The sequence below is a fragment of the Rhodococcus sp. NPDC060176 genome (assembly GCF_042728675.1).
In the GTDB taxonomy this organism is placed as follows: domain Bacteria; phylum Actinomycetota; class Actinomycetes; order Mycobacteriales; family Mycobacteriaceae; genus Rhodococcus_F.
The window spans coordinates 1-25,126 of the sequence record NZ_JBHWYS010000003.1; the positions used below are offsets into that span (position 1 = coordinate 1).

Sequence of the window (25,126 nt, forward strand, 5' to 3'; positions counted from 1 at the left end):
CCGGGCAGGGGCGTGACCGACGACGCGCCGGGATCGAGCGAACGGCACTTCCGTCGCCTTCAACGAGATGAACGGTACGTTCGCTGGGGCAGGGCTGGCGGGGTGGGCCGACAAACCCCGGCAAAACCCGTGGGCTCTTATCGCAGCGCCGCCTGTAGCACCTCGCACAGCACATCCAGCGTCCTCGGATACTGGGATTGCGTCGGCGTGCTGTATCCGACGACGATGCCGTCACCCCCGACTGAAGACACGTCGGGGTGCCGGAAGGTCGAGAGCCCTTCGAGGCCGAGATCGCGTGTCTGAGCAGCAGCAAGCACGGCTTGTTCGCTTCCTGAAGGCAATCGGACCACAGCGTGAAGTCCCGCGGAGATCCCCTCGATCCGGACCTGAGGTACCTGCTGAGCGAGCGTCGCAACCAGTTGATCGCGTCGTCGTCGGTAAGTGGCGCGCATCTTCCGAATATGGCTGTCGAATCTTCCGGACTCGATGAAGTCTGCCAAGGTCAATTGATCCGTTGAACTGACCCAGCGTTCGTAGGGTCCCTTTGTTGCGAGAACGGGTTCGATCAGCCTGTCCGGCAACACCATCCACCCAATTCGAATCGCCGGCGACAGTGTCTTGCTGACAGTGCCCAGGTAGGCAACCTGCTGCGGTGCGATGCCTTGGAGTGCTCCGACAGGCTTTCTGTCATAACGGAATTCGCCGTCGTAGTCGTCTTCGATGATGACGCCGCCCGTGCTCGAGGCCCATTCGACAGCGGTTGCTCGCCTTGCCGGCGTCAGTGGTCCCCCGAGAGGGAACTGATGCGTCGGAGTCAGAAGCGCGTTGCGCGTGGATGTTGACGCCAATTCTTGTGTGCAAGTTCCGGATTCGTCTACGGAGATGGGAACTGTTCGTAATCCTTCGTCGACAAGTAGCTGCCGGTGAAGGTGAAGGCAGAAAGAATCGACTGCAATCGCTCCGCCAAGTGCACGGGCGAGGAGGGAGATCCCGTGACCCGAGCTGGCACTGATCACTATGCGGTTCGGGTCGACGCGAACTCCTCTGGCTCGGCTCAAATAGGTGGTGAGGGCGTTTCGGAGCTCGACTCGGCCTCTGGGGTCAGTGGCGGCGAATGCGTCGTTCGGTGCGGCAGTCAACGCCCGCCTGGCGGAGGAAATCCATGCAGCGCGGGGAAACGCCGACGCGTCCGGCGATCCGGGGAGAAGGCTGTAGGTGAAGCGCGGTCTTGTCGGCGACGGATCGGTCCCGCGAATGTGTGCGTCGGCGAGCGAAGCGACTACGGTCCCCGAACCCTGCCGTGTGACGAGCCATCCAGCTGCAGCAAGCTCGGCATAGCAGTCCGCAACGGTGTTTCGTGCGACGCCGAGGTCGAGTGCCAGGGTGCGAGAGGGTGGAAGCCTGGTGCCAGGTTTCAACAGCCCACTGTCGATCGCGTCGCGAAGCGTCTGTAGCAACGCGGCTCGAACTCCAATTCCGTGCGGTAGTTCGACATGCAGATCGAACCCAAGATTGGCCCATGAATTCATCACCGGATTGAACCACGTTTCGGGGTCTTTTCGGGCTTACGGTTTAGGTATGACTACAACAACAGGCCAACGAATCGACATTGCGAAGCTGGCGCCCGAGGTCTACAAGGCGATGATTGCGTTGGATGCCGCTGCGCGTCAGGGGCTGGAGCCGACGCTTGTCGAATTGGTCCTCACCCGCGCGTCGCAGCTGAATCACTGCGCATGGTGCTTGGACATGCACACACGTGATGCTCGAAAGGTCGGTGTGACGGAGCAGAAGCTGTATCTGTTGAGCGCGTGGGAAGAAGCGCGAGGGATGTACTCCGATCGCGAACGCGCCGCTCTCGCCTTGACCGAGGCCGTCACAGTCCTCACCGACGGTTTCGTTCCGGACGGGGTGTACAGCGAGGCGGCCGGCGAATTCTCGGACGTGGAACTGGCCCAGCTCATCAGCGTCATCTTGACGATCAATGCGTGGAATCGCATCGCGGTGACCACGAGGAAGGCGCCTCCGGTTCGAAGCTGACCCCGAGTCGCATCCTCTGCGTTCGATCCGGGGTCCTTTGTCTCAGCCGAAGATTTAGGTAATCGCCCCAAAGGCGACCAAAAGATTGATTACGAGTGTGAACAAAACCGACTGAATCTTTGAATGTGATGCAAATCACATTAAGAACTATCGGACGAGCGTGCCGAGCGCGGACAGGTTGTCCGAATTCCGACAAAGCAGTCTCGGTTGAAATCTCCCATGAAGGGGCCCGCCACGCGGGCCCCTTCATTTTGCGCGCGGACCGAAAGCGTCCCTTCCTGTGGGTTTCCTTGGAATCCATGAGTTACCTACTGGCTAGCGGCCGAGAAATGACGGGATCGTCTGGGTTGGGTGAGCCATTTTTGGGTTGATCGTGACGGTTGTGCGGTTGGACAAGGTTTCAGTCACCGGCTTGGCTAACTCGTTGCCCGTGGGGCGTCGCTGCGCTCAAAGGCTGGATGAGCATGTGTACTTTCTTGAAACATGCACTACATTGCCTTCTAGTAACTGGCTGGTTGCCATAAGTAACTGGCCTATCCTCTCGGAAGTGAGTGCTGGACAGCGTGGTCTTGGGAATCCAGGCAACCTCCCCGCTACCGAAATGTCTTGAAAGGGAAGCTTTGATGACTGTGTCTGGTTCACGGCGGAGGCCGCTTGCTCTCCGGCTCTCGCTAACCGCAGCTATTGCCGTGACGGTAGCCGGCAGTAGCGTTGCTTTTGCTTCGCCGGCTGTCTCCGCGCCACTGCCGGTGCGAGCCGCGGCGGCTCCGGCATTCACTGCCGGGCTGTGCGAGGGCACCGAGTACACACCCTCGGAGCAGATGCTCGACATCGCAGGTGTTCGACTCGAACATTACAACGACGGCAACATCGTGCCGCTGTACGGCACTACTGATCGGGGTACCTCGACCGCGGTCGACGCGCCGGTCTGCGGTGTTCGCGACGTCGACGGAATCGCGAAGTCGGAATGGATGTACTGCACGGACTTCGATCTCGATCCCTGTGCCGGCGTCGACGAGAACGGCTTGCCCGTCGACAAGCACAACGACGAGATGGGGCCGACCGTGCCGTCTTCGGGCAATCCCGATCTGTCGGCCGACGATCTCGCTGTCATCAGTTGGTTGCTGCAGAATCCTGCCAAGCTCGACGGCAGCGTCTCGGGCAATGGCAGTGAAGATGCGCGTTCGGCGCGCCAGACGCTGGTGTGGTGTGTCTCGGACTACGACAATCCGCTGATGGCCGACTTCAAAGGCTTGTGCGACAGGAATCTCGGCGCAGACGAGCGTGCTCGCATCGTCGAGATCATGAACGTCACGCAAACGCTCGACCTTGCTCGCAAGACGCCGGCGACCGGCACCCTGAAAGCCGGAGAAACCGCCGTTTTCGCCCTGAACACGAATATGTACCGGAAGCCGATCAGTGTTCAGTCTTCGGCGGGAACCGAACTCACTGTCTGTGGCGACAACGGCAAGGCGACGCTGAGTGGAAACCAATTGACGGTCGACGGTCGCGGAGATGCACCGACCGCCGTTGATCTTTGCCTCACCGCTGCGAACAGCGGGGACTACTCCGTGACCGCAAGCGTCATTCCGGATTCGGTCGAGAACCTGCACTGGAACACTGCCGGGGCGGAATGCCAGATCTTCGCGTCGTTCGACACCGTTCGGCCCGCTTCGATGAATGCATCCGCCAGCGTCGGATATGCCGCAGTGCCCACGACAACACCGGCAACAACGACGCCCGCAACGACGACACCGGCAACGACAACACCGGCAACAACGACGCCCGCAACGACGACACCCGCAACTCCCGTCGTTCCGATCGTGCCCATAGTGCCGATTGTTCCGATCGTGCCCATCATTCCGATTGTGCCGGTCGTGCCCGTAGTTCCCGGTGTTCCTGTTCCGTCGCAGCCGGTTGCCACGTCTGCGACTCCGGCACCGGCGACTCCGAAGCCGGCCACCGGACCTCGGCCGGTTGCCATCGACGGTGGTGCTGCTGAACAGAATTCAGGCCGTAACGTCGCCGTCGCAGTGACAGGTCTCGCCCTGGTCGGAATGGCTGCTGCCGGAGCAGTTGCTCTCCGCCGCAAGCGTTCCTGACGCCAGGCACAAGCAGTAGACGTCGGCACCGATCACAGGCTGTGTGATCGGTGCCGACACTGATCAGACGCAGGGGGCGTCAATTCGCAAGAGGTGCCGGGGGTGCCTCATCCCGCAGGAGACAGTTCGATGACAATGTACGAGTCGGATCCCAATCCATACGACGATCCCAACCACGACCAGCCCGCGAGTCCCGCTAAGGGGCGTCGTGTCGCGTTCATCCTGGCTGTCATCGCGGTGCTTGTCGCTGGTGCTTCCATGGCCTTCGTCGGCCTACGATCCTCCGATGACAATGCTGCGATTCCGCCGAGTCCGGGAGTTGTCATGTCGCACTCCGCGAATCCGGCAGCGCCGGCGGATGCGTTGATGACTCCCAACACCCTTTCGCTCGATTCGGTGGGTGTTCAGGCGCCGATCGTGGACGCCACAGTCCCTGACGGCGTCCTCACTCCGCCGGAGAACGTCAAGAACGTCGGAATCTGGCTCGACGGTGCCGCCCTCGACTCGGTCACCGGCACGACTTTGATTGCCGGACACGTCAATTTGACCGGCCAGGGGAACGGCGCGCTGTTCGACCTGGGCACGATCGAACCGGGCGAAGTGATCCGTACATCCGACGCGACCGGCAAGAGCACGTCGTGGAAGGTGACCGCGGTGAAGACGCGTCCGAAGGCCGACGGCGTGGAGGAAAGCGTGTTGGCCGGCCCGGAGGGCGCCCGCAAGTTGGCTGTTGTCACCTGCGGCGGTGAACTCCAATTCGAGGACGGTGTGGGGAACTACGCCGACAACGTCTACCTGTACGCGGACCTGATGGTCTGACTCACTGGAAATTGCGCCCACGGTCCCCGATCTCTCGTCGTAGAGATCGGGGACTACCTGTTGGATAGTGTCGCAGGCATGGATCTTCACCTTTCTGGGAAACGTGCCATTGTCGCCGGCGGGAGCAAGGGGATCGGCCTGGCTATTGCCAGAGGTCTCGCAGCTGAAGGGGTTGATGTCGCGATACTTGCGCGGACGGAATCGACTGTCGTGGACGTTGCCCGAGATTTGGCTTCGGAGTTCGGAGTTCGAGCTGTCGGCATCGCGACCGACACGCGTGACGACGATTCGGTCCAGGCTTCGGTGCGGCGGGTGGTCGAGGAGTTCGGCGGCGTCGACATTCTGGTCAACTCGGCTGCGACGCCGTTCAGTGCGGGGCGATCGTTCGACTTGGAGGCGACCTCCGATGATGTCGTGCGTGGTGAGCTCGACGTCAAAGTGCTGGGGTACCTGCGCACTGCACGCGCAGTAGCGCCATATCTGATCGATCAAGGCTGGGGCCGGATCATCAACATCAGCGGCTTGGGGGCCAGACAGGCCACTTCGATCGCCCACACGATCCGCAACGTCAGTGTGTCGGCGCTGACCAAGAATCTTGCAGACGAGCTGGGCCCCAAGGGAATCAACGTCACCGTCGTCCATCCGGGGGTTACGCGAACCGAAAGGTTGACCGCGCGGATCGCGCGCGAGTCGGAAGAATCCGGCCGTTCGCCTGCGCAGGTGGAAGAGGGCATCGCGACGAACTCGATACATCGGATCATCGACGCCGAAGAAGTAGCGGACGTCGTGACTTTCCTGGCATCGCCGCGGAGCATCGCAATCACGGGGGACGCAGTGGCTGTCGGTGGGGGAGTGCCGGGGCCGGTCTACTACTGATACCTCGCGTACGGCTACCTGGTCGCGGTGGTGACGATCGTGTGAACGCGTCCGCCGCCGAGTCTCTTGCTTTCGTACATCGCCGAATCAGCGACTTTCTGCATGTCCGTGAACGCTGCTGCGCGCTCTTCTCCGGCGACGAATTTGTGGGTACGCACGGCGATTCCGATGCTCGACGTCGACGGGATCTCGTCGGCGTTCGAGTGCATTGCCGGCCCGATCGAGTCGAGCATCGGGCCGATTGCCGGGACCGGAAGTCGTTGTACGAGGACGAATTCGTCGCCACCGACTCGCGCGACGACAGCATCGGCATGCGCCCAGGACGACAAGCGCTGTGCCACTCGAAGAATGATGCGATCGCCGACGTCGTGACCGTGGACGTCGTTGATCGTCTTGAACCGGTCGATGTCGATCGCGATCACGAGTAGTGCCGCAGATTCCTGACGCTGGAACCCCTCGAGTACCTTCTCGACGTGGCGGTCGAGACCACGACGGTTCAGGAGACCGGTGAGTGGATCCAGGTCGGAGCTGGATGCGTCCATGCTGAGCATCGTCAGCACGATCTGCGAGATGAACGCGCAGATCATGAGTGCAGTGACGACAACCAACATTTTCGAAACGCCCAGCGCAGGATCGCGATCCGGTCCGAAGAGGATCGGCTCCGCAGCCACCACGATCATCACAACCGAGAAGGTCAGGTGTGCGACCTGCAACTTCGGATTGTGAAAATAGGCGATGTAGATGCCGATCAGTGCGTAGATGACGCAAGTGAGCAGACGTGCGAGCGGTGCCGAGTCGCCGAGTATGGCGATCGAGACCGCAACGTCGCAGAAGACCACGAAGCCGAACGATCTACGCTTGGTCGGGCCGAATGTCCACCAGGCGATTCCGACCGCGAAGCATGCGAGCGTGACGACGGTGTTGAAGAACAGAGCAACAGGGCTTGTCGGACCGGACGGGCTGAACCGATTGAGCAGTGAGCACACGCCGAGCCCGATGACGATGATGCCAAGAAGTAGCCGGGTGACGGCAGTCAGGCCGTTATCGCGAAGGTAGCGAGTGAAGCGGTCGTATTGATCGGGAAGAACCAACCACTCGCGGGTCAGCGTCCTCATGGACTTCATCTGCGACGTCATGGGCGCTTCAGTGTGCGATGGCGGGGGTGTGTACCGCGCATCGTGAACCGACTCCTCTTCTGTCCTGCACCTTGCAATGCTAACTGGGCCGATGCCGCATTGGACTGAGATGTTCGGATCGATGACCCGAGAGACGGGGTTGGGCCAGCATGGAGTATAAATACATCTTGTGTCTATGTTGTATTCCGCTTCCGAAACCGTCTTCCGCGAAGTCAAGGAACTGATCCTTTCCGGCGAGCTTGCCGGAGGGGAGTTGATCAGTGAGGGTGACATCGCCGCACGGACCAATGTGAGCCGCACGCCGGTGCGTGAGGCGTTTCTGCGTCTCGAATCGGAAGGTTGGATGCGCCTCTACCCGAAGAAGGGGGCGCTGATCGTCCCGGTCGCGGACGGGGAAGCGGAACACGTAATCAGTGCCAGACAACTCGTCGAGACTCAGAGTGTTCGAGTGGTGTCGGTCCGACCGCACGCACGCGAAGTGCTTGTCGCAGCGTTGCGCGCGAATCTGATCGAGCAACGTGAGATTGCTGACCGCGGGGACGTGGCCGCATTCAGCGCAATCGACGCCGACTTTCACAAGATGATCGTTGCCGCCGGTGGGAACCCTTTGCTCGACTCGTTCTACGCAAGTCTGCGCGACAGACAACGGCGGATGACAGCACGGTCGATCTCGCGCGACCCTGGCCAACTCCCTCGGATACTGGCGGACCACACGGCGCTGACCGACCTCGTCGAATCCGGCGATGCTGACGGTTACAACACTGCCGCCCTCACACACATGCGCCAGGTGCACGGCCTCGGCTTCGAAGGAACTCTGTGATGAGCACCCAAACTATGGGCGCTGCGGCCGCGGTCGATCGTCGTCCCGGCAGTGAACGCGGCAGCGGTGGGAACTGGCTGTGGCTGACCGTCGCTGCCAGTATGTTCGCCGCGGCCTGGGGCGGTAACGAATTCACGCCGCTGCTGGTGATGTACCGACTCGACCACGGCTATTCGCCCGTGATGGTCGACTTCTTCCTCTTCGCCTACGTGGTCGGGATCGTGCCTGCCCTTCTGCTCGGCGGACCGCTGTCAGATCGATTGGGCCGACGCCCGATCATGCTTCCGGCACCGATCATCGCGATCGCCGGTTCGACGCTTCTCGCTTTCGGTGCCGACTCCGCCGCTGTCCTGATCTTGGGAAGAATCCTCTGCGGCATCGCTCTGGGGATCGGCATGGCCGTCGGCGGTTCGTGGGTAAAGGAGTTGTCCACGCAGCCTTGGGATTCGGAGGCGTCGGAAGGTGCGGGAGCCCGGCGAGCAGCGATGAGTCTGACCGCCGGCTTCGCGTTGGGGGCAGGTGCTGCGGGAATCTTGGCGCAGTGGGCGCCCATGCCGAGCGCGTTGGCGTACGTGCTGCACATCGTGATCACCGTAATTGCGGGCGTGGCGCTGTGGCGTGCGCCTGAAACCCGACCGGCACAGGAGAAATCCGATCGACGCAGGTTGATCGACGACCTCAAGATCCCTTCGGTGGGCCATCGCAGATTCCTCTACGTCGTTGTTCCCTTGGCTCCGTGGGTGTTCGGTGCTGCCAGTGTCGCGTATGCAGTCATTCCGTCGCTGATGACCGGGCACAGTGGCGATGCGCCCGTGGCCTTTTCGGCTTTGCTGTGCATGGTTGCGCTGACATGTGGGTTCGCGATTCAGTCGTTGGGGCGCAAGATCGATACCGACCGTAGTGCGCGTGGCGCTGTGGTGGCGCTGGTGTTTCTGGTGGTCGGCATGGCGGCCGCTGCTCTGGTTGCGTCGACGCTGACCGTGGCGGTCGCGATCGTCGCCGCAGCGATCCTCGGCTGCGGGTACGGCATGGCATTGGTGTCCGGATTGCTGGAGATCCAGCGAATCGCGGGCCCAGATGATCTGGCAGGGCTGACGGCAGTGTTCTACTCGATCACCTACATCGGGTTTGCCGTGCCGGCTCTGCTGGCAATGCTCTCGGAAAGCATTCCGGCGCTGAGTTATACGGTGACTCTTCTGTTCGGATCAGTTGCCGCAGCTGCTTGCCTGGTGCTGATCCTTTTCAAGTCGCGTTCACATCTTCCGACTGCCTGACACCGCCGGGTCCGCCGACTCCCGCAAGAGTCGGCGGACCGGGTGAATCATGCATCTACAGTTGCGGACCCGTTCTCGGAACTGTGTACTGAAGCAGCATGAACCGGTGCCGTCCTGTTCAGGCCGTTGAGCAAGCCGGTGATATCGACGCCTGAGCTCTCGAGAGTTTCGATGACGCCGGCAATCACCTGGGGACTGATGCCCAGTATCGAACCGATCGAGCCCTGCGCCCCGTCGCTGCCTCCGACGATCGAGATGCGATCGATGTCTCCGACCGGCTTCGCTGCCGCTGCGGTGGCGTCCACCAGTGCCGCCAGAACGTCTGGCAGAGTGAGCAACTGTGCCGCCTGCGGGGTGTAGGAATTGAGCGCCTCGGCGATCTGACGCTTACCGGCCGCCTCCGCTTCGAGCTTGGCGCGCAAACCGTCCGCCTCGGCTTGCTGCTCGGCGCGAACGGCGTCGGCCGCTACCTTGCGTCCGTCAGCTTCGGCTTCCAGACGTGCTCGCAGACCGTCGGCGTCAGCCTGCTGCTCAGCGCGAACGGCGTCGGCGACGAGCTTTCGTGCATCGGCCTGAGCGCCACCGGCCTGCCTTGCGGACTCGGCCTGTGCCTGCGCGCGGAGGATCGCAGCCTGCCGTTCACCTTCTGCGCGTGCGATGGAGGCTTGGCGTTCGGCCTCGGCCGGTGCAATGACATCTGCCTGCAACGCCGCTTCCGATTGCTGGGCGCGACGACGCTCGACCTCGGTGCGAGCCTCGACGCGGGCCGCCTCGGCCTGCTCACGTGCGATGCCGACGGCCTTCTCGGCCGTTGCCTGCGCGAGTGGTCCAGCCTGGTCGGCTTCGGCGTTCTCGGCTTCGGTCTGAGCTCGCAGGCGAGCGAGTTCGACGTCGCGCTTCTGATTCGCACTGGCGATCGCGGTGTCGGCTTCTGCCTGGGCGACGGATCCCGCCTGGCGCGCTTTTGCCGACTGAATCTGCGAATCACGCTCTGCTTCAGCAGTTCCGATCGCAGCATCGCGTTTGACCTCGGCGATACGGCGCTGACCCAGCGACTCGAGATAGCCGTTGAAGTCGGAGATTCCCGCGATCTTGATGACATCGACTTCCATGCCGATGCGGGCAAGGTCGCCGCCTGCCTCCTCGACCACGCTGCGGGCGAGGGAGTCGCGGTTGGAGTTCAAGTCCTCGACGGTCATGGTTGCGGTGATTCCGCGCAGACTGCCCGCGAGGATTTCGTTGATCTGCTGCTGCAGCTCGTCGAGATCGGAGGTCAGGAATCGTTGCACCGCTGTCTGAACCGCTTCGTCGGCGGAACCGATCCGTACCAGTCCGACTGCCTCGACATTGACCGGAACGCCGTCGTTGGAGAGTGCGTTCTTGAGGTTGATGCTGACGTTGAACGGTTCGAGAGACATGATGTCGACACGTTCGATGCCGGGAATCTTGAATCGGGCACCGCCGCGTACCACTTTCGGCTTGCCGCGACCGGTGAAGACCGCCACTTCGTTCGGCGGGACCTTGACGTAGTTCTTCACGTAGATCGCGGGTAGAACGATGAAGATGATTACCGCGACTACAACTGCAATGATGATGATTGCCAGCATGTATCGAGTCCTTAGATCGCGTCGTCAACCGTGACGACGTGAAGGTATTGATCGTCCACATCGGCGATGTAGACGGTGGTGCCGGTGGTGAGCGCCACCGGCTGTGAACTGATTGCCTTCGCCTGCACGCGATTGCCTTCGGCATCGACGAACGAGACTTCTCCCCAGCCTTCGGCGGCGATCGTGAGGGTGACTGTGCCCAGTAGTCCGGAGTATGAATCTCGCCCGATGTGCGAATTATCTTGTTGCTTCAGGAGATAAGGGAGGAGAAGGCCGCGCGTGACGACAACGAGAACGGCGGCGAGTGTGACTGCCGCAATCACCGCAACCAACGTCGGAGCGTCCGCGAGAGTGGCAGCTACGCCGCCGGCGCCGAAGCCGAAAAGTGCTGTGGCCAAAGTTGTCAGGCTCAGAAACGGCAGCCCGTCTGCGTGGCCGCCGCCGAGATCCGCAACCTCGCCGACGGCAAAGGCTCCGATCAGAGCGACAACTCCGATCACGAAACATATTGTGAATACAACGAACATCGATCCCCCGATCTACCTGTCGAGGAAGCGTGCCCTGAAATTTGTGTTGTCGGGGTCGTCCCTCGGCCCACCTCTATAGTAAAGGTAAGACAAAGCTAATCGGCGCATTCGGAATGTTTCGGCGTGGTGGTGCGGCTGTGTGGTGGTACGTCGTGTAAGCGTCAGAGTCGAGGTAGGAAGCGTTGATTCAGCCAAGCATCCCAGAGGGGCCGCAGCGGAGTGTCGGTGAAACGTGAAGCAAGATCGGTGAATTGCTCGGTGCTGACCGTGCTGTGCCGATGCTTCGTGGTCCACTGACGGATCAGTTCGAAGAACTTCTCGTCTCCGAGGACGCCGCGCAGGGCGTGCAGAGTCAACGCGCCCCGCTTGTAGATTCGATCGTCGAACATGTGGGCAGGGCCAGGATTGCCGATGATCAAGAACTGAGGTTTGCGCCGGAGTCCCTGATAGGCGTTGGCGGCCAATTGGTCGGAGGACGGACCGCCGGAATTCTCGGACCAAATCCACTCCGCGTAGCAGGCAAAGCCTTCGTGCAGCCAGATGTCACACCATTGTCCGAGAGTGAGACTGTTGCCGAACCACTGGTGGGCAAGCTCGTGCGCGACAAGACGTTCGGAACCGCGCCTGCCCGTGCAGTGGTTGGCTCCGAAGATCGAGAGACCCTGCGCTTCGATGGGGATTTCGAGTTCGTCGTCGGTGACCACAGCCGTGTAGTCGGCAAAAGGGTATGGGCCGAACAGTTTTCCGAAGACTTCCAACATCTGGGGCTGACGACCGAAATCGATGTCGAACGCTGCGCGAAGCCGTGGCGGGTGAACGGCGAAGACCGGCACCGGACCGGCGCTGACCTGACGGTGCTCGTACTGGCCGATCTGAATGGTGGCCAGATAGGTTGCCATCGGTTCGGTTTGCTCGTAGACCCACGTGGTCTGACTCGCGCGGGTCTGCTTGCGGATCAGCTTTCCGTTGGCGAGGGCGTAGAACGGTGAATCGGTGGTGATCGAAATGCGGTACGACGCTTTGGAAATCGGATGGTCGTCGCAGGGGAACCAGGATGCGGCGCCGTTGGGCTGACTTGCGACCAGTATTCCTTCGTCGAGTTCCTCCCATCCGACCTCGCCCCACAGGCTTTTGATCGGCTCGGGATTGCCGTTGTACGCGATGGTGACCGACAGCGCACCGCCAGCGGGAATCTTGGTGGACGGTGTGACGACCAGCTTGCTGTTCTGGTGCGTGTACTTGGTGCCGCGGGCACCGTTGACTGACACCTTGGACACCTGCAAGTTCTGCGCGAGGTCGAAGCTGAACTTGGATCGGCTCTCGGTGGTGACTGCGGTGATGACGGCTTTGCCCGCGAGACGGTTACTGAAGACCTTGTACGTCAGTTCCAGTTCGTACCGAGACACGCGGTAACCGCGGTTGCCGTTGTGCGGCAGGTACGGATCGAGCGGCTCCTCGAGTATGCGGTTCGGCTTCACGAGGCCGCCCACGGTGCAATCGGGTTGCCCTGCCAGCGCGTGGAAGGCGGAACGGTGTCACCTCGCATCACCAGAGATGCAGGCCCGACTGTCGCTCCCGCGCCGATGCCGGCTGCGGGTAGCGCGACACAATGCGGTCCCAGTGTTGCTCCTGCTCCCAGAGTGACGGTATCCATGGACATGATCCGATCATGGAAGAGATGAGTTTGCACGACGCACCCCCGTTCCACCGTCGCCCCGTCGCCCAAAGTCACAAGATCTGCCTCGGGTAGCCAGTAGGACTCACACCAAACGCCCTTGCCGATTTTCGCCCCGAGCCCGCGCAGGAAGATGTTCAGTACGGCAGTACCAGTCGCCGCGCGGGCGAACCACGGTGCGGCGACGGTCTCGACGAACGCGTCGGCCACTTCATTGCGCCAGACGAACGAACTCCACAACGGATGCTCGACCTTGGTGATGCGTCCCACGACGATCCACTTTGCCGCGATGGTGATCGCGCCTGCAACCGCGCCGGCGACGAGCAGGACTACACCGCTCAGCAGCGCCGCGAACCAGTATCCGACTGCGACGACCATCGCTTCGAGTGCAAACAGAACACCGAGGCCGATGCCGAACGTCACTATGACCGGGATCAGACGGCAGGTTTCGACCACTCCACGGGCGATCTTGAGGCGCGTCGGCGGATTGAACGTACGGGCAGCGTCGGTGCCCCCGGCAGCCCTCCGCAGACGTACCGGCGGACTGCCGAGCCAGGATGATCCGGACTTCGCCTTGGACGGTGTAGCGGACAGGACGGCCACCAGACCGTTCTTCGGGACGCGTCGACCGGGTGCGGTCATGCCGGAGTTTCCGAGGAACGCACGCTTGCCGATCTTTGCCTGTTCGATGTGCATCCAGCCGCCGCCGAGGCCGTAGCTCGCGACCATGGTGTCGTCGGCGAGGAATGCACCGTCGGCGACCGTCGTGAACTTGGGAAGCAGGAGCACCGTGGATGCTTCGACGTTCTTGCCGATCTTGGCACCCAGGAGACGGAGCCAACCCGGCGTCAGCAGGCTGGCGTAGAGGGGGAAGAGGAAGGCCCTGGCGGAGTCGAGCAGTCGTTCGGTCGCCCACACCTGCCAGCCGACGCGGCTGCGGACCGGGTGGTAGCCGGGGGTCATCCCGATCGAGAGAAGACGAACGGCAACCAGCGTCACGAGAGCAAAGACGAGCAGGGACAAGACAGTCGCCAAAGGGAGAATGATCATCGACTGAAGTACTGCGTTCCCGAGAGTCTCGGTGTCTCGAACCCACCAGCCGATCAGAGCGATTCCGGTCATCAGCGCAAAGATAGGCATGCCGGCCAGGAAGATCGAGGTGACGCCGTACACCGGAACCCAGCCAGGCGCGCGCTTGGGATGTTCGGACGGCCACGGGTGATTTGCTTTGCCGATCTTGACCGCCGGGGATCCGGCCCACTGCTGGTTCGCTTTGACGCGGCCGAACACCGCCGATCCGGGTTCGACGACGGCGTCGCGACCGATACGTGCGCCGGGCAGAAGCGTCGAGCGTGAGCCGACGGAGGCGCCGTCACCGATCTTGATCTCGCCGATGTGAATGACGTCGCCGTCGATCCAATGACCGGAGAGGTCGACTTCGGGTTCGACGGAGCAACCGTCACCGAGTTCGAGCATGCCGGTGATGGGGGGAAGTGTGTGGAGATCGACGCCGCTGCCGATGTCGGCACCGAGGGCGCGTGCGTAGTACAGCATCCACGGTGCACCCGAAAGATTGGCTGCGCCACTGGCTTCGGTGAGTCGCAGCGCTATCCACAGACGCAGATGCTCACTACCTCCTCGCGGATATGTGCCTGGTTCCAGCTTGCGGAGGAGCAGTCGCGCTCCGACGACGGCGATGGTCATGCGCCCGATCGGCGTGATGAACACGATGAACGCCAACAGGATCCACCACCACGAGACGGTGGGGGCCCAGCTCACGTCGACGAACCAGCCGAGGACGTTGTTCGCGATCGCCAGCCAGGTCACCCATTGCAGTCCGGTGAGCGTCGTGAGCGGAACGGTGACGGCGATCTGCGCCAGCTGCGTTTTCAACGGAGTCGGAGCGACGATGCGCGGCTCGACAGTTTCGGTGGGCGCCAATTCGTCGAGATATTCGGCGAGTGAGCCCAACCGTGGATGATCGTAGAGCTGTGCGACGGTCACTTCGGGGAACCGCTCGCGCAGGGCTGTCACCAGCTGAGCAGCGGAGAGGGATCCACCGCCCACTTCGAAGAAGTCGTCGTCGAGTCCGGTGATCTGCGCGCCCAGGATCGATCCCCACAGGCCGGCAACCCAGGCAGCGGTGCCGTCGAGTCCCAATGCGGCCCCGGCATCTTCACCGGCGCCGGGCAACGGCCACGGCAGGGCATTGCGGTCGACCTTGCCTGACGTGCGCGTCGGAAGTTCGTCCATCAATGCCAGACGGGGCACGAGGGCTGCCGGCAGTTGTTCGCTGAGCAAAGCGTGAGCGGCTTTGAGATCGAAGTCGGGATCCGTGCTCGCGATGTATCCGACGAGGATTTGATTGCCGGCGGCCGTTTTCTTCACGGCTGCGGCAGCGCCGCTGACGCCCGGCAGGTTCTGCAAAGCGTTGTCGACTTCACCGAGTTCGATGCGCCTGCCGCCGAGCTTGACCTGATCGTCCGCGCGGCCCTGGAACATCAAGCCGGTGGTCTCGAGCCGGACCAGGTCGCCGCTCCGATACGCGCGTTCCCACCCGAGCGAGGGCATCGACGCGTACTTCTCGGCGTCCTTCGCGGGATCGAGGTAGCGGGCCAGGCCGACTCCGCCGATCACCAGCTCGCCGACCTCACCGACCGCGACGGGATTGCTCTGGGCGTCGACGACGGCAAGGTCCCAGCCGTCGAGGGGGAGGCCGATACTGACGGGGCTCTTGCCGTCCATCAGCGCGCCGCAGGCCACGACGGTCGCCTCGGTGGGGCCGTACGTGTTCCAGACCTCACGGCCCTCGACGGCGAGGCGCTCGGCCAGTTCGGGTGGGCAGGCTTCGCCGCCGAAGATCAGGAGTCGAACGGCTTCGAGAGCTTCGGCCGGCCACAGAGACGCAAGCGTCGGCACGGTGGAGACGATGCTGACGTCTCGCGAGACCAGCCACGGGCCGAGGTCCATACCGCTGCGGACCAGCGAACGAGGTGCTGGGACGAGGCAGGCGCCGTGACGCCACGCAAGCCACATCTCCTCGCAGGACGCGTCGAATGCCACGGAGAGTCCCGCGAGGACGCGGTCGCCCGGCCCGATGGGCTCGTCCTGGAGGAACATGCGCGCCTCGGCGTCGACGAACGCTGCGGCGTTGAGATGGGTGACCGCGACGCCCTTGGGGGTGCCGGTGGATCCGGAGGTGAAGATGATCCAGGCGTCGTCGTCGGGTTCGGGCTCGCGAACCGGAGGATGCTCGAGTCGCTTCGGCGCCGTCCCTGGCTGGATACCGTCGCCGGTGATGATCGCCGCTACCTGCGCCTCGCCGAAGACCAACTCGGCGCGCTCTTCCGGATCGTCGGCGTCGACGGGCACGTAGGCTGCGCCCGCCGCGAGGATCGACAGGATCGCGACGTACAGCGACCGCGAACCAGACGGCATCCTGATTCCGACGCGGTCACCTGTGCCGACGCCGGCATCACCGAGCCAGCGCGCACCGAGCTCGATCTCGTCGAGCAACTCCGAGTACGACAGTGTGGTGTCGCCGTCGTCGATGGCAGGTGCTTCCGGGTTGGCCTCGGCTGAGGCCCGCACGATGTCGATGAGCGTGCGCGGCGCAGGTGCATGCGCCGACCGTAGGAATACGGACGGTATCTCGAAAGATTGTTCCGTCTCCGACTGCGACTGGAGTGGCAAACCCGTTGGTCCTGTTCTACTCACGAAACTTAGAGTCCTGCGAACTGTCGAGTTGAAAGTCTCATGACAAGTTTGCGAGTTGGTGAACAGATATGCCTAATGCAACATGCCGAACGTGCCGGTCAGTCCGTACTGGCAGCTTGGGCGTGGCCTTCTGCCGAGTCGGCGAACTCGGGTGTGTCGAACACCTCTCCGCCCAGCGGATCGACGACCTTCGAATCCTCGGAGAAGTCGACAGCGCCGGTATCCGGGTCGATGTTGACCGCATGGGCGGGAACTTCGTGCACCGCGACGAGCATGTGGGCGTCGGAGGGCTCCGTCGTTATCCCGCTTTGCGACGGGGTGAGCCCGGCGAAGGTGGACGAGATCTTCAGATCGCGGAGCCGTTTCTCGGTGGGCTGCGGAACGTCGGTCGACGCCGAGGTATTTGTCGAAACCCGCAGGTAGCGCGGTGCCGAAGCGACCTCGTACCGGAACGCCTTCAGCATCGACAGACATGCAAGCACCATGATGACCGAGAACGGCACGGCGGTGGCGATGGCAACGGTCTGCAGCGCCGTGAGCGATCCACTGCCACCCACGATGAGGAGAACCGCGGCGGCGGCGCCGGAGAGGAACGTCCAGTAGACGCGGGTGATCTTGGAAGTTTCCAGGCTGCCACCCGTCGCGAGGATGTCGATGACGATCGAGCCGGAATCGGCGGACGTGACGAAGAAGAACACGATCACGACGATCGCGAGGACACTCGAAATCGTTCCGAGCGGAAGTCCGTCGAGAAGCGTGAACAGTGACGTGTTGGTGTCCACTGCGCCGGATGCGTCGAGCATCGTGCCCTCGTTGCGCTGACGAAGAATGCCGGAATTACCGAAGATCGTGAACCACAGCGACCCGACCAGCGTCGGGGCCAGCAGCACACCGAAGACGAATTCGCGGATGGTGCGGCCACGTGAGATGCGCGCGATGAACATGCCGACGAACGGTGCCCAGCTCATCCACCAACCCCAGTAGAAGATGGTCCAGGCGCCCTGCCAGCCGTCTTCGGCGAACGGGGACGTGCGCAGCATCAGTTCGGGCAAGGCCTGGACGTATCCGCCGAGGTTCTGCACCCACGACTGCATCAGGAACAGTGTCGGTCCCAGAATCAGGACGAACAGGGCCAGCGCTGCGGCGAGCATCATGTTGATGTTGGAGAGCCACTTGAGGCCCTTGGTGACGCCGGAGACGACCGAGAAGGTGGCCATACCCGTCACGATGACGATGATGGTGATGACCAACCAGTTGTCGGTCTCCACCCAACCGAGGTAGTCGAGGCCGGCCGAGATCTGCTGGACACCGAAGCCCAGTGACGTCGCGACGCCGAACAACGTGCCGACGATGGCGACGACGTCGATGGCATGGCCGATCTTTCCCTCGATGCGAGCGCGTCCGAGCAGTGGCTCGAGCAGCCAACGGATCGACAGCGGGCGACCCTTGCGATAAGTCATGTATGCCAGACCCAGACCGACGACGACGTAGATCGCCCATGCATGCAGGCCCCAGTGGAACAGAGTCAGTTCCACCGCTTGATTGGCTGCGGCGTCCGTGGATCCCGCGATCTGCCCGGCGACGGGAGGGTTCACATAGTGCGAAAGGGGTTCTGCCACTCCGTAGAACACGAGGCCGATGCCCATCCCGGCGCTGAAGAGCATCGCGAACCACGAGAGCATGCCGAACTCGGGTTGCTCGTCGTCGCGCCCCAATCGGATGTTGCCGATGCGGCTGATTCCGCAGTACAGCGCAAAGATCACGAAACCGGTAGCAGAGAGGATGTACCACCAGCCGACGCCGTCGCTGATCACGTTGTTGAGTGTTTCGAAAGCATCCGCGGCGGTTCCCGCGTAGATCACGGCAAAGGCGATCAGGGCAAAGATCACTATCGACGCGGGGATGAACACGGGTTTCCGTAGTTCACGCCACGCAGTTTTGACCGCAGTCATTCCACTCCTCGAACGTTCAGGCATTCACAGCGCCCATTCGGGCGGCCACGTGTCACGCGTAGGTGGGCGTTTCGATCACACCATCGCAGGTCAAGACCGGGCTATTGCTTTGAAATTCAACGTAACGTCAAGTTTCGGTCAACTCAACTGGACGAAAGATGCTGCACTGTCGCGAGAATTCCCACTGACTGCCGTTGATCCTGTTGTAAACCGTTGGGTAATAGCGGAATTGGGCCATGAGTGGAATGCTGAACGGCGAATTCGATTGGTACGGTGAGTTGAATCGGTCGAGTCGACGCTCACCGATTGACCACATTTGTCAAACTCGGCGAAACAGCCTGTCTGTCAGGTGGTTAACTCCTGGCGTGCTTGCCCGATCGTGGCGGTCAGGTGTCGATACCTAACTGTGATTGTGATGGTCGCAACTATCAGTGATGCGGGCCCTGTTCGCCCCGCTGAGCGTCGATCAGATCCATCGCATCCTTCAGGCCCAAGCCCGGATGCAGTTCGCGCAGTGCCTTGATTGCCGGAATACGGTCGTCAGTCGACGCGAGTGCACTACGGACGTCGTCGGCGGGTATTTCGGTGGGGGCAGTTGTCCCTTCCCAACACGCCGGTTGAGGATTGTTCCTGGTTCGCCAGGCTTGGACGGTGCCGTAGGCAAATCCGACCGTCGCGAAAAGCCAGATTGCCAGGCGAACCCAATTACCGGTTGTCGGTTCCGTGGCCACTGTATGGATGGTGCTCGGACCGACTACGACTACGAGCAGGACGAGGCCAATCGTCTGGCCCCATCGCTCGACGCGCCTGCTCGGAACCCACCATTCGGCCATCGATCGATACTCGCACAGTGCTGCTGTTTCGATGCGACCCTGCTGTTTCGATGCGACGATGGGGACCATGGAGATTCGTGATGCGGTGGAGCGAGCACGAGCGGAATCAGGGACCTCGACGATCTTCGGTGAACCTCACCAGACCAGCGACGGAACAACGATCATCACGGTTTCGCGACTACACCGGCGGTGGCGCGGCGACCCGATACCGGTGCCAGTTGGAGTGTTCTCGATCCACGAGGGCGAGCCGTCGTGGTCACCGGCTGTCGATCACACTAGGGCGGCTTTGATGGGGGAGTTCATCGGGTTGGCGGCCGCGGTGATCGCAACCCTGGCCGTTCTACGTCGACCGCCCTGGCCTGATGTGACGATTCGGAGGGGGTGACTCAATAGGGGCGACTCAGAAGGGGTGACCCAGAATTACGCCGATCAGTTGGAACGGCATCGCGAGGAACATCGATCCGACGTAGAGCGGATAGCGAATCGGGTCGCCGGCGAGGTAACCCTCGGCGAGCCAGGCCATGACATCTGCTGATCCCATATTCGTACTTCCCTTCGCGGTTGTGGTTCACCGACATTTTCGGTCGTGGGAGTTGTTTTGTTACAAGCGAACTCGAAGGAGGAGTGCATGTGACAGCAGTTTCGACGCAGCAAACGTCGTCAAGCGAGATCCCCGGGGGCGGCAATCTCTACCAGCTAAGTCTCGATACTTAGCACTGTGTAGTGGTGAAATCTGTGCATTCTGCACATGTCGGGACAATTCGGTGAGCCTTACAGTCGCTGCATGACAACGACACCTTCTTCTCTCTCAGGCAAGACCGTCGTACTGATCGGCGGCGGAACAGGCATCGGGCTGCGGGTGGCGCAGCTTGCCGTCGACGCCGGCGCGCAGGTAGTTCTCGGAGGCCGAACCACATCCAAGCTGGAAGCAGCGGCCACGCAGCTGGGTGAGGCGGCGCACTGGTTCACCGTCGACACCTCCGACGACGACTCGGTGAAAGCGTTCTTCGCAAACATCCCCAGCGTCGACGCTCTCTTCACCACGGCTGCCGATTACCAGGTCGGCTCGTTCCGTGAACAGAGCGTCGAGGAAGCGGCGTCGCCGTTCACCTCCAAGTTCTGGGGGCAGTACCGCGTCGTGCACGCTGCGCTCGACAAGCTGACATCCACCGCATCGGTGGTCCTCATGTCCGGTGCTGCCAGTGTGCGGCCACCTGCGGCTGCTGCGGCATACGTTGCGGCCAATGCGGCAATCGAGGGGCTCGGACGGGGACTGGCGGTCGAGCTGTCGCCGATTCGCGTCAACACCGTTGCTCCCGGAACCATCGACGGGCATCTGTGGGCTCAGCGTCCGGCGGAGGTTCGGGAGGCGGCGTTCACCTGGAGTTCGGAGAACAACGTGCTCGGCCGCGTCGGGAACGAAGACGAGATCGCACAAGCGGTGTTCTATCTCTTCACCAACACGTACACAACGGGTTCCACGCTGTACCCCGACGGCGGGTACGCGTTGCGCTAGACCGTGCCATTTGACGACTGTGTGAAATGACGACTGTGCGAAATGCATTGTCGTAACACGAAGAAACGCCAATTCGCCCATAGGCGTGACCCCGGCCACATTCGTACCGTCTTCTCCGAGAACACTTCCCAACTATTCGAGGAGTCCGTCATGAAAAACACATCAACGACCGCCGCCGGCGGTGAAGTGTCCGACGGTGACGACTACGCGCTCACCCGCGTTCCCGACGAAGCACGGTATTCGTGGTTCTCGGTGGCAGTACAGCGATTCGGTCAGGTTTCGGCACTCGCACAGTTCCTGCTCGGTGCGACGCTCGGCTACGGCATGACGTTCTGGAATGCCTTCTGGGCATTGACAGTCGGGGCGGTGATTCTCGAGGTTGTCTGTATTTTCATCGGCATCATCGGGGTTCGTGAAGGGCTCAACACGTCGGTGGTCGCACGCTGGTGTGGATTCGGGCACGCTGGTTCCGCGGTGATCGGCCTGGTGATCGGAGTCAGCCTGATCGGTTGGTTCGGCATCCAATCTGCTGTCTCTGCATCAGGTTTGCACGGAATCATGCCGTTTCTGCCGCAGTGGGCGTGGGCCCTGGTCTTCGGCCTTCTGATCACCGCGATAGTCCTTCGCGGGTTCGGCTCCATGCAGCTGATCGCCAACATCACCGTTCCCCTGTTCCTGCTTCTGGTGGGTTGGGCCGTCATCGCCGAACTGCGTAATCACTCGCTGTCAGATCTGATGGCATCTGCTCCAGCCGGGCCGGAGCTCAGCTTCCTCGCCGGAACCACCATCGTCGCAGGCGGTTTCATTGCCGGAGCAGTGATCACACCCGACATGACGCGATTCAACCGCACGGCGGGTGACGTCGTGAAGCAGACACTCGTCGGAATCACATTAGGCGAATACGTGATCGGATTGACCGGTGTACTTCTTGCGCATGCCGTTCGCAGTTCCGATATCGCCACGATCATCCTGTCGTCGGTCGGCTGGGTCGGCGTTCTCATCATTGTTCTCGGAACTTTCAAGATCAACGACTGGAATCTGTACAGCTCGGGGCTCGGCATCGTGAACTTCATCGACGTCGTGTTCGGGCGACGCATCAATCGCGCCGTCGTCACCGCTGTGGTCGGCGTGACCGGTTCGATCCTCGCGGCTGCCGGAATCCTGAACTCGTTCACCGACTTCCTGATCCTGTTAGGCGTCGGATTCCCGCCGATCGCCGGAATCATGGTGGCGGAGTACTTCATCGTCAAGACCTGGCGCAAGGACCTGGAAGAGAGTCGAGCCGCGGGTACCCTCCCGAACTCGGCGCCCACTTGGGTGCCGGCCACGTTGGTGATCTGGATCGTCTCGGCGCTGATCGGGCATTACAGCACCTTCGGTTTGCCGTCCATCAACGCGGTGGCCTCGGCAGTCGTTCTCTACGTCGTCGCGGGTCGACTCGGCCTGATTCGCGGGGTCGGACGCACCACAACCGAAGCGCCGCAAGAGCCTTCGGGAACATCTGCGCTCACGCACTAGCACTGCAAACACTGTAGAAGGGAGTTCGCGATGCGAATCGGAATCGACGTCGGTGGTACAAACACCGATGCGGTCCTGATGGACGGGACCACCGTCATCGGGCATGTCAAACACTCGACCAGCAAGGACATCACCGGCGGAATCGGCGGAGCTCTGACGGCGCTGCAGCAGCAGTACTCGTTCTCTCCCAGCGCTGTTCAAGCAGTGATGATCGGCACGACGCACTTTCTCAACGCTCTCATCGAGCAGCGAGGACTTGCACCAACAGCGGCTCTGCGATTGGGGCTTCCGGCGACCGCAGCGCTTCCGCCGATGGTGGGGTGGCCGCGAGACCTGGTCTCCGCTGTGCAAGGAAGGCCCTACCTCGCTCACGGTGGGCACGAGTTCGACGGTCGTCGTATCTCACCGCTGGATCCCGACGAGATTCGTCGCCATGCCGCCGACATGGCTCGCAGCGGTACTCGTTCGGTCGCAATATCGTCGGTGTTCTCTCCGGTCAATCTCGAATGCGAAGCGGCGGCAGCGGAGATCGTGCGTCAGGAACTCGGCCCGGACGTCGCAATTTCGCTCTCTCACGAGATCGGTCGAGTGGGTCTACTCCAGCGGGAGAACGCGACCATCATCAACGCTGCGCTGCGCGAGCTTGCCGATCACATCGTCGACGGTCTTGCCAGTTCTTTGGTCGAGCACGGCATCGCCGCACCGCTGTATCTGAGCCAGAACGACGGAACCTTGATGGACATCGAGTACGCAAGGCGTTATCCGGTGGCGACTTTCGCGTCGGGACCGACCAACTCCATGCGAGGCGCCGCTGTTCTGTCCGGTCTGGCCAGCTGTGCGGTGATCGACATCGGGGGCACCACTACCGACGTGGGCGTACTGACCAACGGTTTCCCCAGAGAAGCCACCACGGAGGTGACGGTCGCGGGGGTACGGACCAATTTCCGTATGCCGGACGTCTTCTCGATCGGTATCGGTGGTGGTTCGCTGGTGGATGCGGACGGACTCACAGTCGGACCCGAATCTGTGGGATACGAATTGGGTTCACGGGCACTCGTATTCGGCGGTGACACGTTGACGGCCACCGACATAGCCGTCGCGGCAGGCTTGGCCGACGTCGGAGATCGCAGTGCGGTGGCGCACCTGGACCGCGGTCTGGTGTCGACGGCACTCGACCGGATCTCGCGCCGGGTCGCCGACGCCGTGGAACAGATGCGGACCACGTCGGATCCACTTCCCGTTGTGGCGGTTGGCGGGGGATCGGTTTTGCTGGAGCACGAACTTCCCGGCCTGGGAACGGTGATTCGTCCTGAGCGCTTCGACGTTGCCAATGCGATCGGCGCTGCGATCGCGCAGGTCAGTGGTGAGGTAGATCGAGTCGAAGCGGTACGGGACGGGCGCAGGCAGATTCTTGCCGACGACGCTCGCCAGGAGGCGATCGATCGGGCAGTCGCAGCAGGCGCACGGCCCGAGTCGGTGCAGATCGTGGAGTTCGACGAGGTCCCGATTCCGTATCTGCCGGGCAACGCAACACGTATTCGAGTGAAGGCAGTCGGTGACTTAGCACTGCACAGTGGTCTGGTCTCCACCGGTCAGGAGGGCTCACGATGAGTTGGACACTACGAACGGCAGACCTCGACGACCTCGCCAGGGGCGCAGCTTTGTTGGGGACCGGCGGCGGGGGAGATCCGTTCGTCGGCAAGATGTTGGTCACGCAGGCGCTCGGGGAAGCCGGTGAAATCACGATTCTGGATCCGGAGGAGCTCGACGACGACGCGTGGGTGATCCCCGTCGCGCAGATGGGTGCACCGACCGTCGTGGTCGAGAAGATGCCGCGCGGAACCGAACCCGAGCTGGCGCTGATCACGTTGGAGAAGCACACGGGTCGAACTGCAGATGCCACGATGCCGATGGAGTGCGGCGGAATCAATTCGATGATTCCGTTGCTGGTGGCCGCACGGCGCGGCCTGCCGGTTGTCGACGCCGACGGGATGGGACGAGCCTTTCCTCAGCTCGAGATGGAAACCTTCTCGGTGTACGGGATTTCGGCGAGTCCGCTCGCCATGGCGAACGAGCACGACGAGGTGGCGATCTTCGACACCGGAAGTGACAACAGCAGATTGGAAGGCCTCGCCCGCGGGGTGACGTCGAGGTTCGGTGGGATGGCGCACATCGCGCAGTACTCGATGACGGGTGCAGATGTGAAGCGGACGGCGATCCCACGGACTCTGTCGTTGGCCTTGGCCATCGGTCGGTCCATCAGGCTTTCACGTGAGCAGCGGGTGGACCCGGTTCAGGCGCTGGTGGACGGTCTCGCCGACACGCTTTACGGATACGGGCGAGTTCTCTTTCACGGCAAGGTGATCGATGTCGACCGGCGAACCGATGAGGGGTTCGCTCGGGGCTCGGTGCGGATCACCGGCGTCGGAGACGAAGAGCTGGAAGTTCAATTCCAGAACGAAAACCTGATCGCCGTGCAATCCGGAGTTATGGTGGCGATCGTGCCAGACCTTATCTGCATCGTCGAGGCCGACACTGCCGAGCCCATCACCACGGAGGGCTTGCGGTACGGGCAGCGAGTTGCGGTCATCGGGATCGCGACTCCGCCGATCATGAGAACACCAGAGGCACTGGCGGTCTTCGGCCCGGCAAGCTTCGGACTCGATCGCCCGTTCCTGCCGGTGGAGACACTCGAGCAACCTGTACTGGCAGAATAG

At 62.1% G+C, this 25,126-nt stretch carries 20 protein-coding genes; 11 read left to right on the forward strand and 9 right to left on the reverse strand.

Translation table 11 applies throughout. From position 1 onward, the window contains the following. Positions 1–137: 137 nt before the first annotated feature. A complete protein-coding gene (locus ACFWEM_RS14910) occupies positions 138–1,529 on the reverse strand; it encodes a PLP-dependent aminotransferase family protein (protein WP_378534623.1) in 1,392 nt (463 codons plus the stop codon). A gap of 49 nt (positions 1,530–1,578) precedes the next feature. Here ACFWEM_RS14910 and ACFWEM_RS14915 point away from each other — a divergent pair, with 49 nt between their 5' ends. The 4 genes from ACFWEM_RS14915 to ACFWEM_RS14930 all read left to right on the forward strand — a co-directional run bounded on the left by ACFWEM_RS14915 (position 1,579) and on the right by ACFWEM_RS14930 (position 5,834). Continuing rightward, positions 1,579–2,037 (forward strand): carboxymuconolactone decarboxylase family protein, encoded by a 459-nt coding sequence (locus ACFWEM_RS14915; RefSeq protein ID WP_378534625.1) that lies wholly within the window; start codon positions 1,579–1,581, stop codon positions 2,035–2,037. Between the two features lie 623 nt (positions 2,038–2,660). Beyond that, positions 2,661–4,139 carry a hypothetical protein gene (locus tag ACFWEM_RS14920; protein WP_378534627.1) on the forward strand — a complete coding sequence of 493 codons (1,479 nt, stop codon included), beginning with the start codon at positions 2,661–2,663 and terminating at the stop codon, positions 4,137–4,139. A 129-nt stretch (positions 4,140–4,268) separates the two neighbouring features. After that, the gene (locus ACFWEM_RS14925) at positions 4,269–4,958 is read left to right on the forward strand and encodes a class F sortase (RefSeq protein WP_378534629.1); all 690 of its coding nucleotides are present in this window, start codon (positions 4,269–4,271) and stop codon (positions 4,956–4,958) included. A 78-nt stretch (positions 4,959–5,036) separates the two neighbouring features. Beyond that, on the forward strand, positions 5,037–5,834 hold the full coding sequence (locus tag ACFWEM_RS14930) for an SDR family NAD(P)-dependent oxidoreductase (RefSeq protein ID WP_378534632.1): 798 nt from the start codon (positions 5,037–5,039) through the stop codon (positions 5,832–5,834). Positions 5,835–5,848: 14 nt separating this feature from the next. Here ACFWEM_RS14930 and ACFWEM_RS14935 read toward each other — a convergent pair whose 3' ends face one another. Beyond that, on the reverse strand, positions 5,849–6,970 hold the full coding sequence (locus ACFWEM_RS14935; protein WP_378534634.1) for a GGDEF domain-containing protein: 1,122 nt from the start codon (positions 6,968–6,970) through the stop codon (positions 5,849–5,851). Positions 6,971–7,145: 175 nt separating this feature from the next. Here ACFWEM_RS14935 and ACFWEM_RS14940 point away from each other — a divergent pair, with 175 nt between their 5' ends. Next, positions 7,146–7,790, forward strand: a complete 645-nt coding sequence (locus ACFWEM_RS14940) for a GntR family transcriptional regulator (protein ID WP_378534636.1) — start codon at positions 7,146–7,148, stop codon at positions 7,788–7,790. Next, complete coding sequence (locus tag ACFWEM_RS14945) at positions 7,790–9,064, forward strand: MFS transporter (RefSeq protein WP_378534638.1); 1,275 nt, start codon at positions 7,790–7,792, stop codon at positions 9,062–9,064. Before ACFWEM_RS14940 ends, ACFWEM_RS14945 begins: the two co-directional genes overlap by 1 nt. A 47-nt stretch (positions 9,065–9,111) precedes the next feature. On the opposite strand, the gene ACFWEM_RS14950 is transcribed toward ACFWEM_RS14945, so the two are convergent. From ACFWEM_RS14950 to ACFWEM_RS14975, 6 genes are all read right to left on the reverse strand, one after another. Further along, positions 9,112–10,671, reverse strand: coding sequence for an SPFH domain-containing protein (locus ACFWEM_RS14950; protein ID WP_378534640.1), 1,560 nt, complete (start codon positions 10,669–10,671; stop codon positions 9,112–9,114). An 11-nt stretch (positions 10,672–10,682) separates the two neighbouring features. Continuing rightward, a complete protein-coding gene (locus tag ACFWEM_RS14955) occupies positions 10,683–11,198 on the reverse strand; it encodes a hypothetical protein (protein WP_378534642.1) in 516 nt (171 codons plus the stop codon). 161 nt (positions 11,199–11,359) lie between these two features. Continuing rightward, positions 11,360–12,688 (reverse strand): M1 family metallopeptidase, encoded by a 1,329-nt coding sequence (locus tag ACFWEM_RS14960; protein WP_378534644.1) that lies wholly within the window; start codon positions 12,686–12,688, stop codon positions 11,360–11,362. Then, positions 12,673–16,566, reverse strand: coding sequence for a Pls/PosA family non-ribosomal peptide synthetase (locus ACFWEM_RS14965; protein ID WP_378536137.1), 3,894 nt, complete (start codon positions 16,564–16,566; stop codon positions 12,673–12,675). The genes ACFWEM_RS14960 and ACFWEM_RS14965 overlap by 16 nt, the downstream gene beginning before the upstream one ends. A 122-nt stretch (positions 16,567–16,688) precedes the next feature. Next, positions 16,689–18,542 carry a BCCT family transporter gene (locus tag ACFWEM_RS14970; RefSeq protein ID WP_378534646.1) on the reverse strand — a complete coding sequence of 618 codons (1,854 nt, stop codon included), beginning with the start codon at positions 18,540–18,542 and terminating at the stop codon, positions 16,689–16,691. A gap of 428 nt (positions 18,543–18,970) precedes the next feature. Next, entirely contained in the window at positions 18,971–19,375 is a 405-nt protein-coding gene (locus ACFWEM_RS14975; RefSeq protein WP_378534648.1) for a hypothetical protein, read from the reverse strand. Between the two features lie 58 nt (positions 19,376–19,433). Between ACFWEM_RS14975 and ACFWEM_RS14980 the strand changes: the two genes are divergently transcribed. Beyond that, complete coding sequence (locus ACFWEM_RS14980; protein WP_378534650.1) at positions 19,434–19,760, forward strand: hypothetical protein; 327 nt, start codon at positions 19,434–19,436, stop codon at positions 19,758–19,760. 15 nt (positions 19,761–19,775) lie between these two features. On the opposite strand, the gene ACFWEM_RS14985 is transcribed toward ACFWEM_RS14980, so the two are convergent. Continuing rightward, positions 19,776–19,916 (reverse strand): hypothetical protein, encoded by a 141-nt coding sequence (locus ACFWEM_RS14985; RefSeq protein WP_003941170.1) that lies wholly within the window; start codon positions 19,914–19,916, stop codon positions 19,776–19,778. A gap of 243 nt (positions 19,917–20,159) precedes the next feature. Here ACFWEM_RS14985 and ACFWEM_RS14990 point away from each other — a divergent pair, with 243 nt between their 5' ends. The 4 genes from ACFWEM_RS14990 (at position 20,160) to ACFWEM_RS15005 (ending at position 25,126) form a co-directional block, all read left to right on the forward strand. Further along, positions 20,160–20,891, forward strand: a complete 732-nt coding sequence (locus ACFWEM_RS14990; protein WP_378534652.1) for an SDR family oxidoreductase — start codon at positions 20,160–20,162, stop codon at positions 20,889–20,891. A gap of 150 nt (positions 20,892–21,041) precedes the next feature. After that, positions 21,042–22,409, forward strand: coding sequence for a purine-cytosine permease family protein (locus tag ACFWEM_RS14995; RefSeq protein WP_378534654.1), 1,368 nt, complete (start codon positions 21,042–21,044; stop codon positions 22,407–22,409). Between the two features lie 30 nt (positions 22,410–22,439). Beyond that, the gene (locus tag ACFWEM_RS15000) at positions 22,440–24,020 is read left to right on the forward strand and encodes a hydantoinase/oxoprolinase N-terminal domain-containing protein (RefSeq protein ID WP_378534656.1); all 1,581 of its coding nucleotides are present in this window, start codon (positions 22,440–22,442) and stop codon (positions 24,018–24,020) included. Further along, a complete protein-coding gene (locus tag ACFWEM_RS15005; RefSeq protein ID WP_378534661.1) occupies positions 24,017–25,126 on the forward strand; it encodes a DUF917 domain-containing protein in 1,110 nt (369 codons plus the stop codon). The genes ACFWEM_RS15000 and ACFWEM_RS15005 overlap by 4 nt, the downstream gene beginning before the upstream one ends.

Excerpts from the sequence above, each read along its gene's own strand:
- ACFWEM_RS14915 (WP_378534625.1), top strand. The coding sequence starts at position 1,579 with ATGACTACAACAACAGGCCAACGAATCGACATTGCGAAGCTGGCGCCC.
- ACFWEM_RS14955 (WP_378534642.1), bottom strand. The coding sequence starts at position 11,198 with ATGTTCGTTGTATTCACAATATGTTTCGTGATCGGAGTTGTCGCTCTG.
- ACFWEM_RS14945 (WP_378534638.1), top strand. The coding sequence starts at position 7,790 with ATGAGCACCCAAACTATGGGCGCTGCGGCCGCGGTCGATCGTCGTCCC.
- ACFWEM_RS14930 (WP_378534632.1), top strand. The coding sequence starts at position 5,037 with ATGGATCTTCACCTTTCTGGGAAACGTGCCATTGTCGCCGGCGGGAGC.
- ACFWEM_RS14990 (WP_378534652.1), top strand. The coding sequence starts at position 20,160 with ATGACAACGACACCTTCTTCTCTCTCAGGCAAGACCGTCGTACTGATC.
- ACFWEM_RS15000 (WP_378534656.1), top strand. The coding sequence starts at position 22,440 with ATGCGAATCGGAATCGACGTCGGTGGTACAAACACCGATGCGGTCCTG.
- ACFWEM_RS14920 (WP_378534627.1), top strand. The coding sequence starts at position 2,661 with ATGACTGTGTCTGGTTCACGGCGGAGGCCGCTTGCTCTCCGGCTCTCG.
- ACFWEM_RS15005 (WP_378534661.1), top strand. The coding sequence starts at position 24,017 with ATGAGTTGGACACTACGAACGGCAGACCTCGACGACCTCGCCAGGGGC.
- ACFWEM_RS14950 (WP_378534640.1), bottom strand. The coding sequence starts at position 10,671 with ATGCTGGCAATCATCATCATTGCAGTTGTAGTCGCGGTAATCATCTTC.
- ACFWEM_RS14940 (WP_378534636.1), top strand. The coding sequence starts at position 7,146 with ATGTTGTATTCCGCTTCCGAAACCGTCTTCCGCGAAGTCAAGGAACTG.
- ACFWEM_RS14935 (WP_378534634.1), bottom strand. The coding sequence starts at position 6,970 with ATGACGTCGCAGATGAAGTCCATGAGGACGCTGACCCGCGAGTGGTTG.
- ACFWEM_RS14985 (WP_003941170.1), bottom strand. The coding sequence starts at position 19,916 with ATGGGATCAGCAGATGTCATGGCCTGGCTCGCCGAGGGTTACCTCGCC.
- ACFWEM_RS14910 (WP_378534623.1), bottom strand. The coding sequence starts at position 1,529 with ATGAATTCATGGGCCAATCTTGGGTTCGATCTGCATGTCGAACTACCG.
- ACFWEM_RS14995 (WP_378534654.1), top strand. The coding sequence starts at position 21,042 with ATGAAAAACACATCAACGACCGCCGCCGGCGGTGAAGTGTCCGACGGT.
- ACFWEM_RS14975 (WP_378534648.1), bottom strand. The coding sequence starts at position 19,375 with ATGGCCGAATGGTGGGTTCCGAGCAGGCGCGTCGAGCGATGGGGCCAG.
- ACFWEM_RS14980 (WP_378534650.1), top strand. The coding sequence starts at position 19,434 with ATGGGGACCATGGAGATTCGTGATGCGGTGGAGCGAGCACGAGCGGAA.
- ACFWEM_RS14925 (WP_378534629.1), top strand. The coding sequence starts at position 4,269 with ATGACAATGTACGAGTCGGATCCCAATCCATACGACGATCCCAACCAC.
- ACFWEM_RS14970 (WP_378534646.1), bottom strand. The coding sequence starts at position 18,542 with ATGACTGCGGTCAAAACTGCGTGGCGTGAACTACGGAAACCCGTGTTC.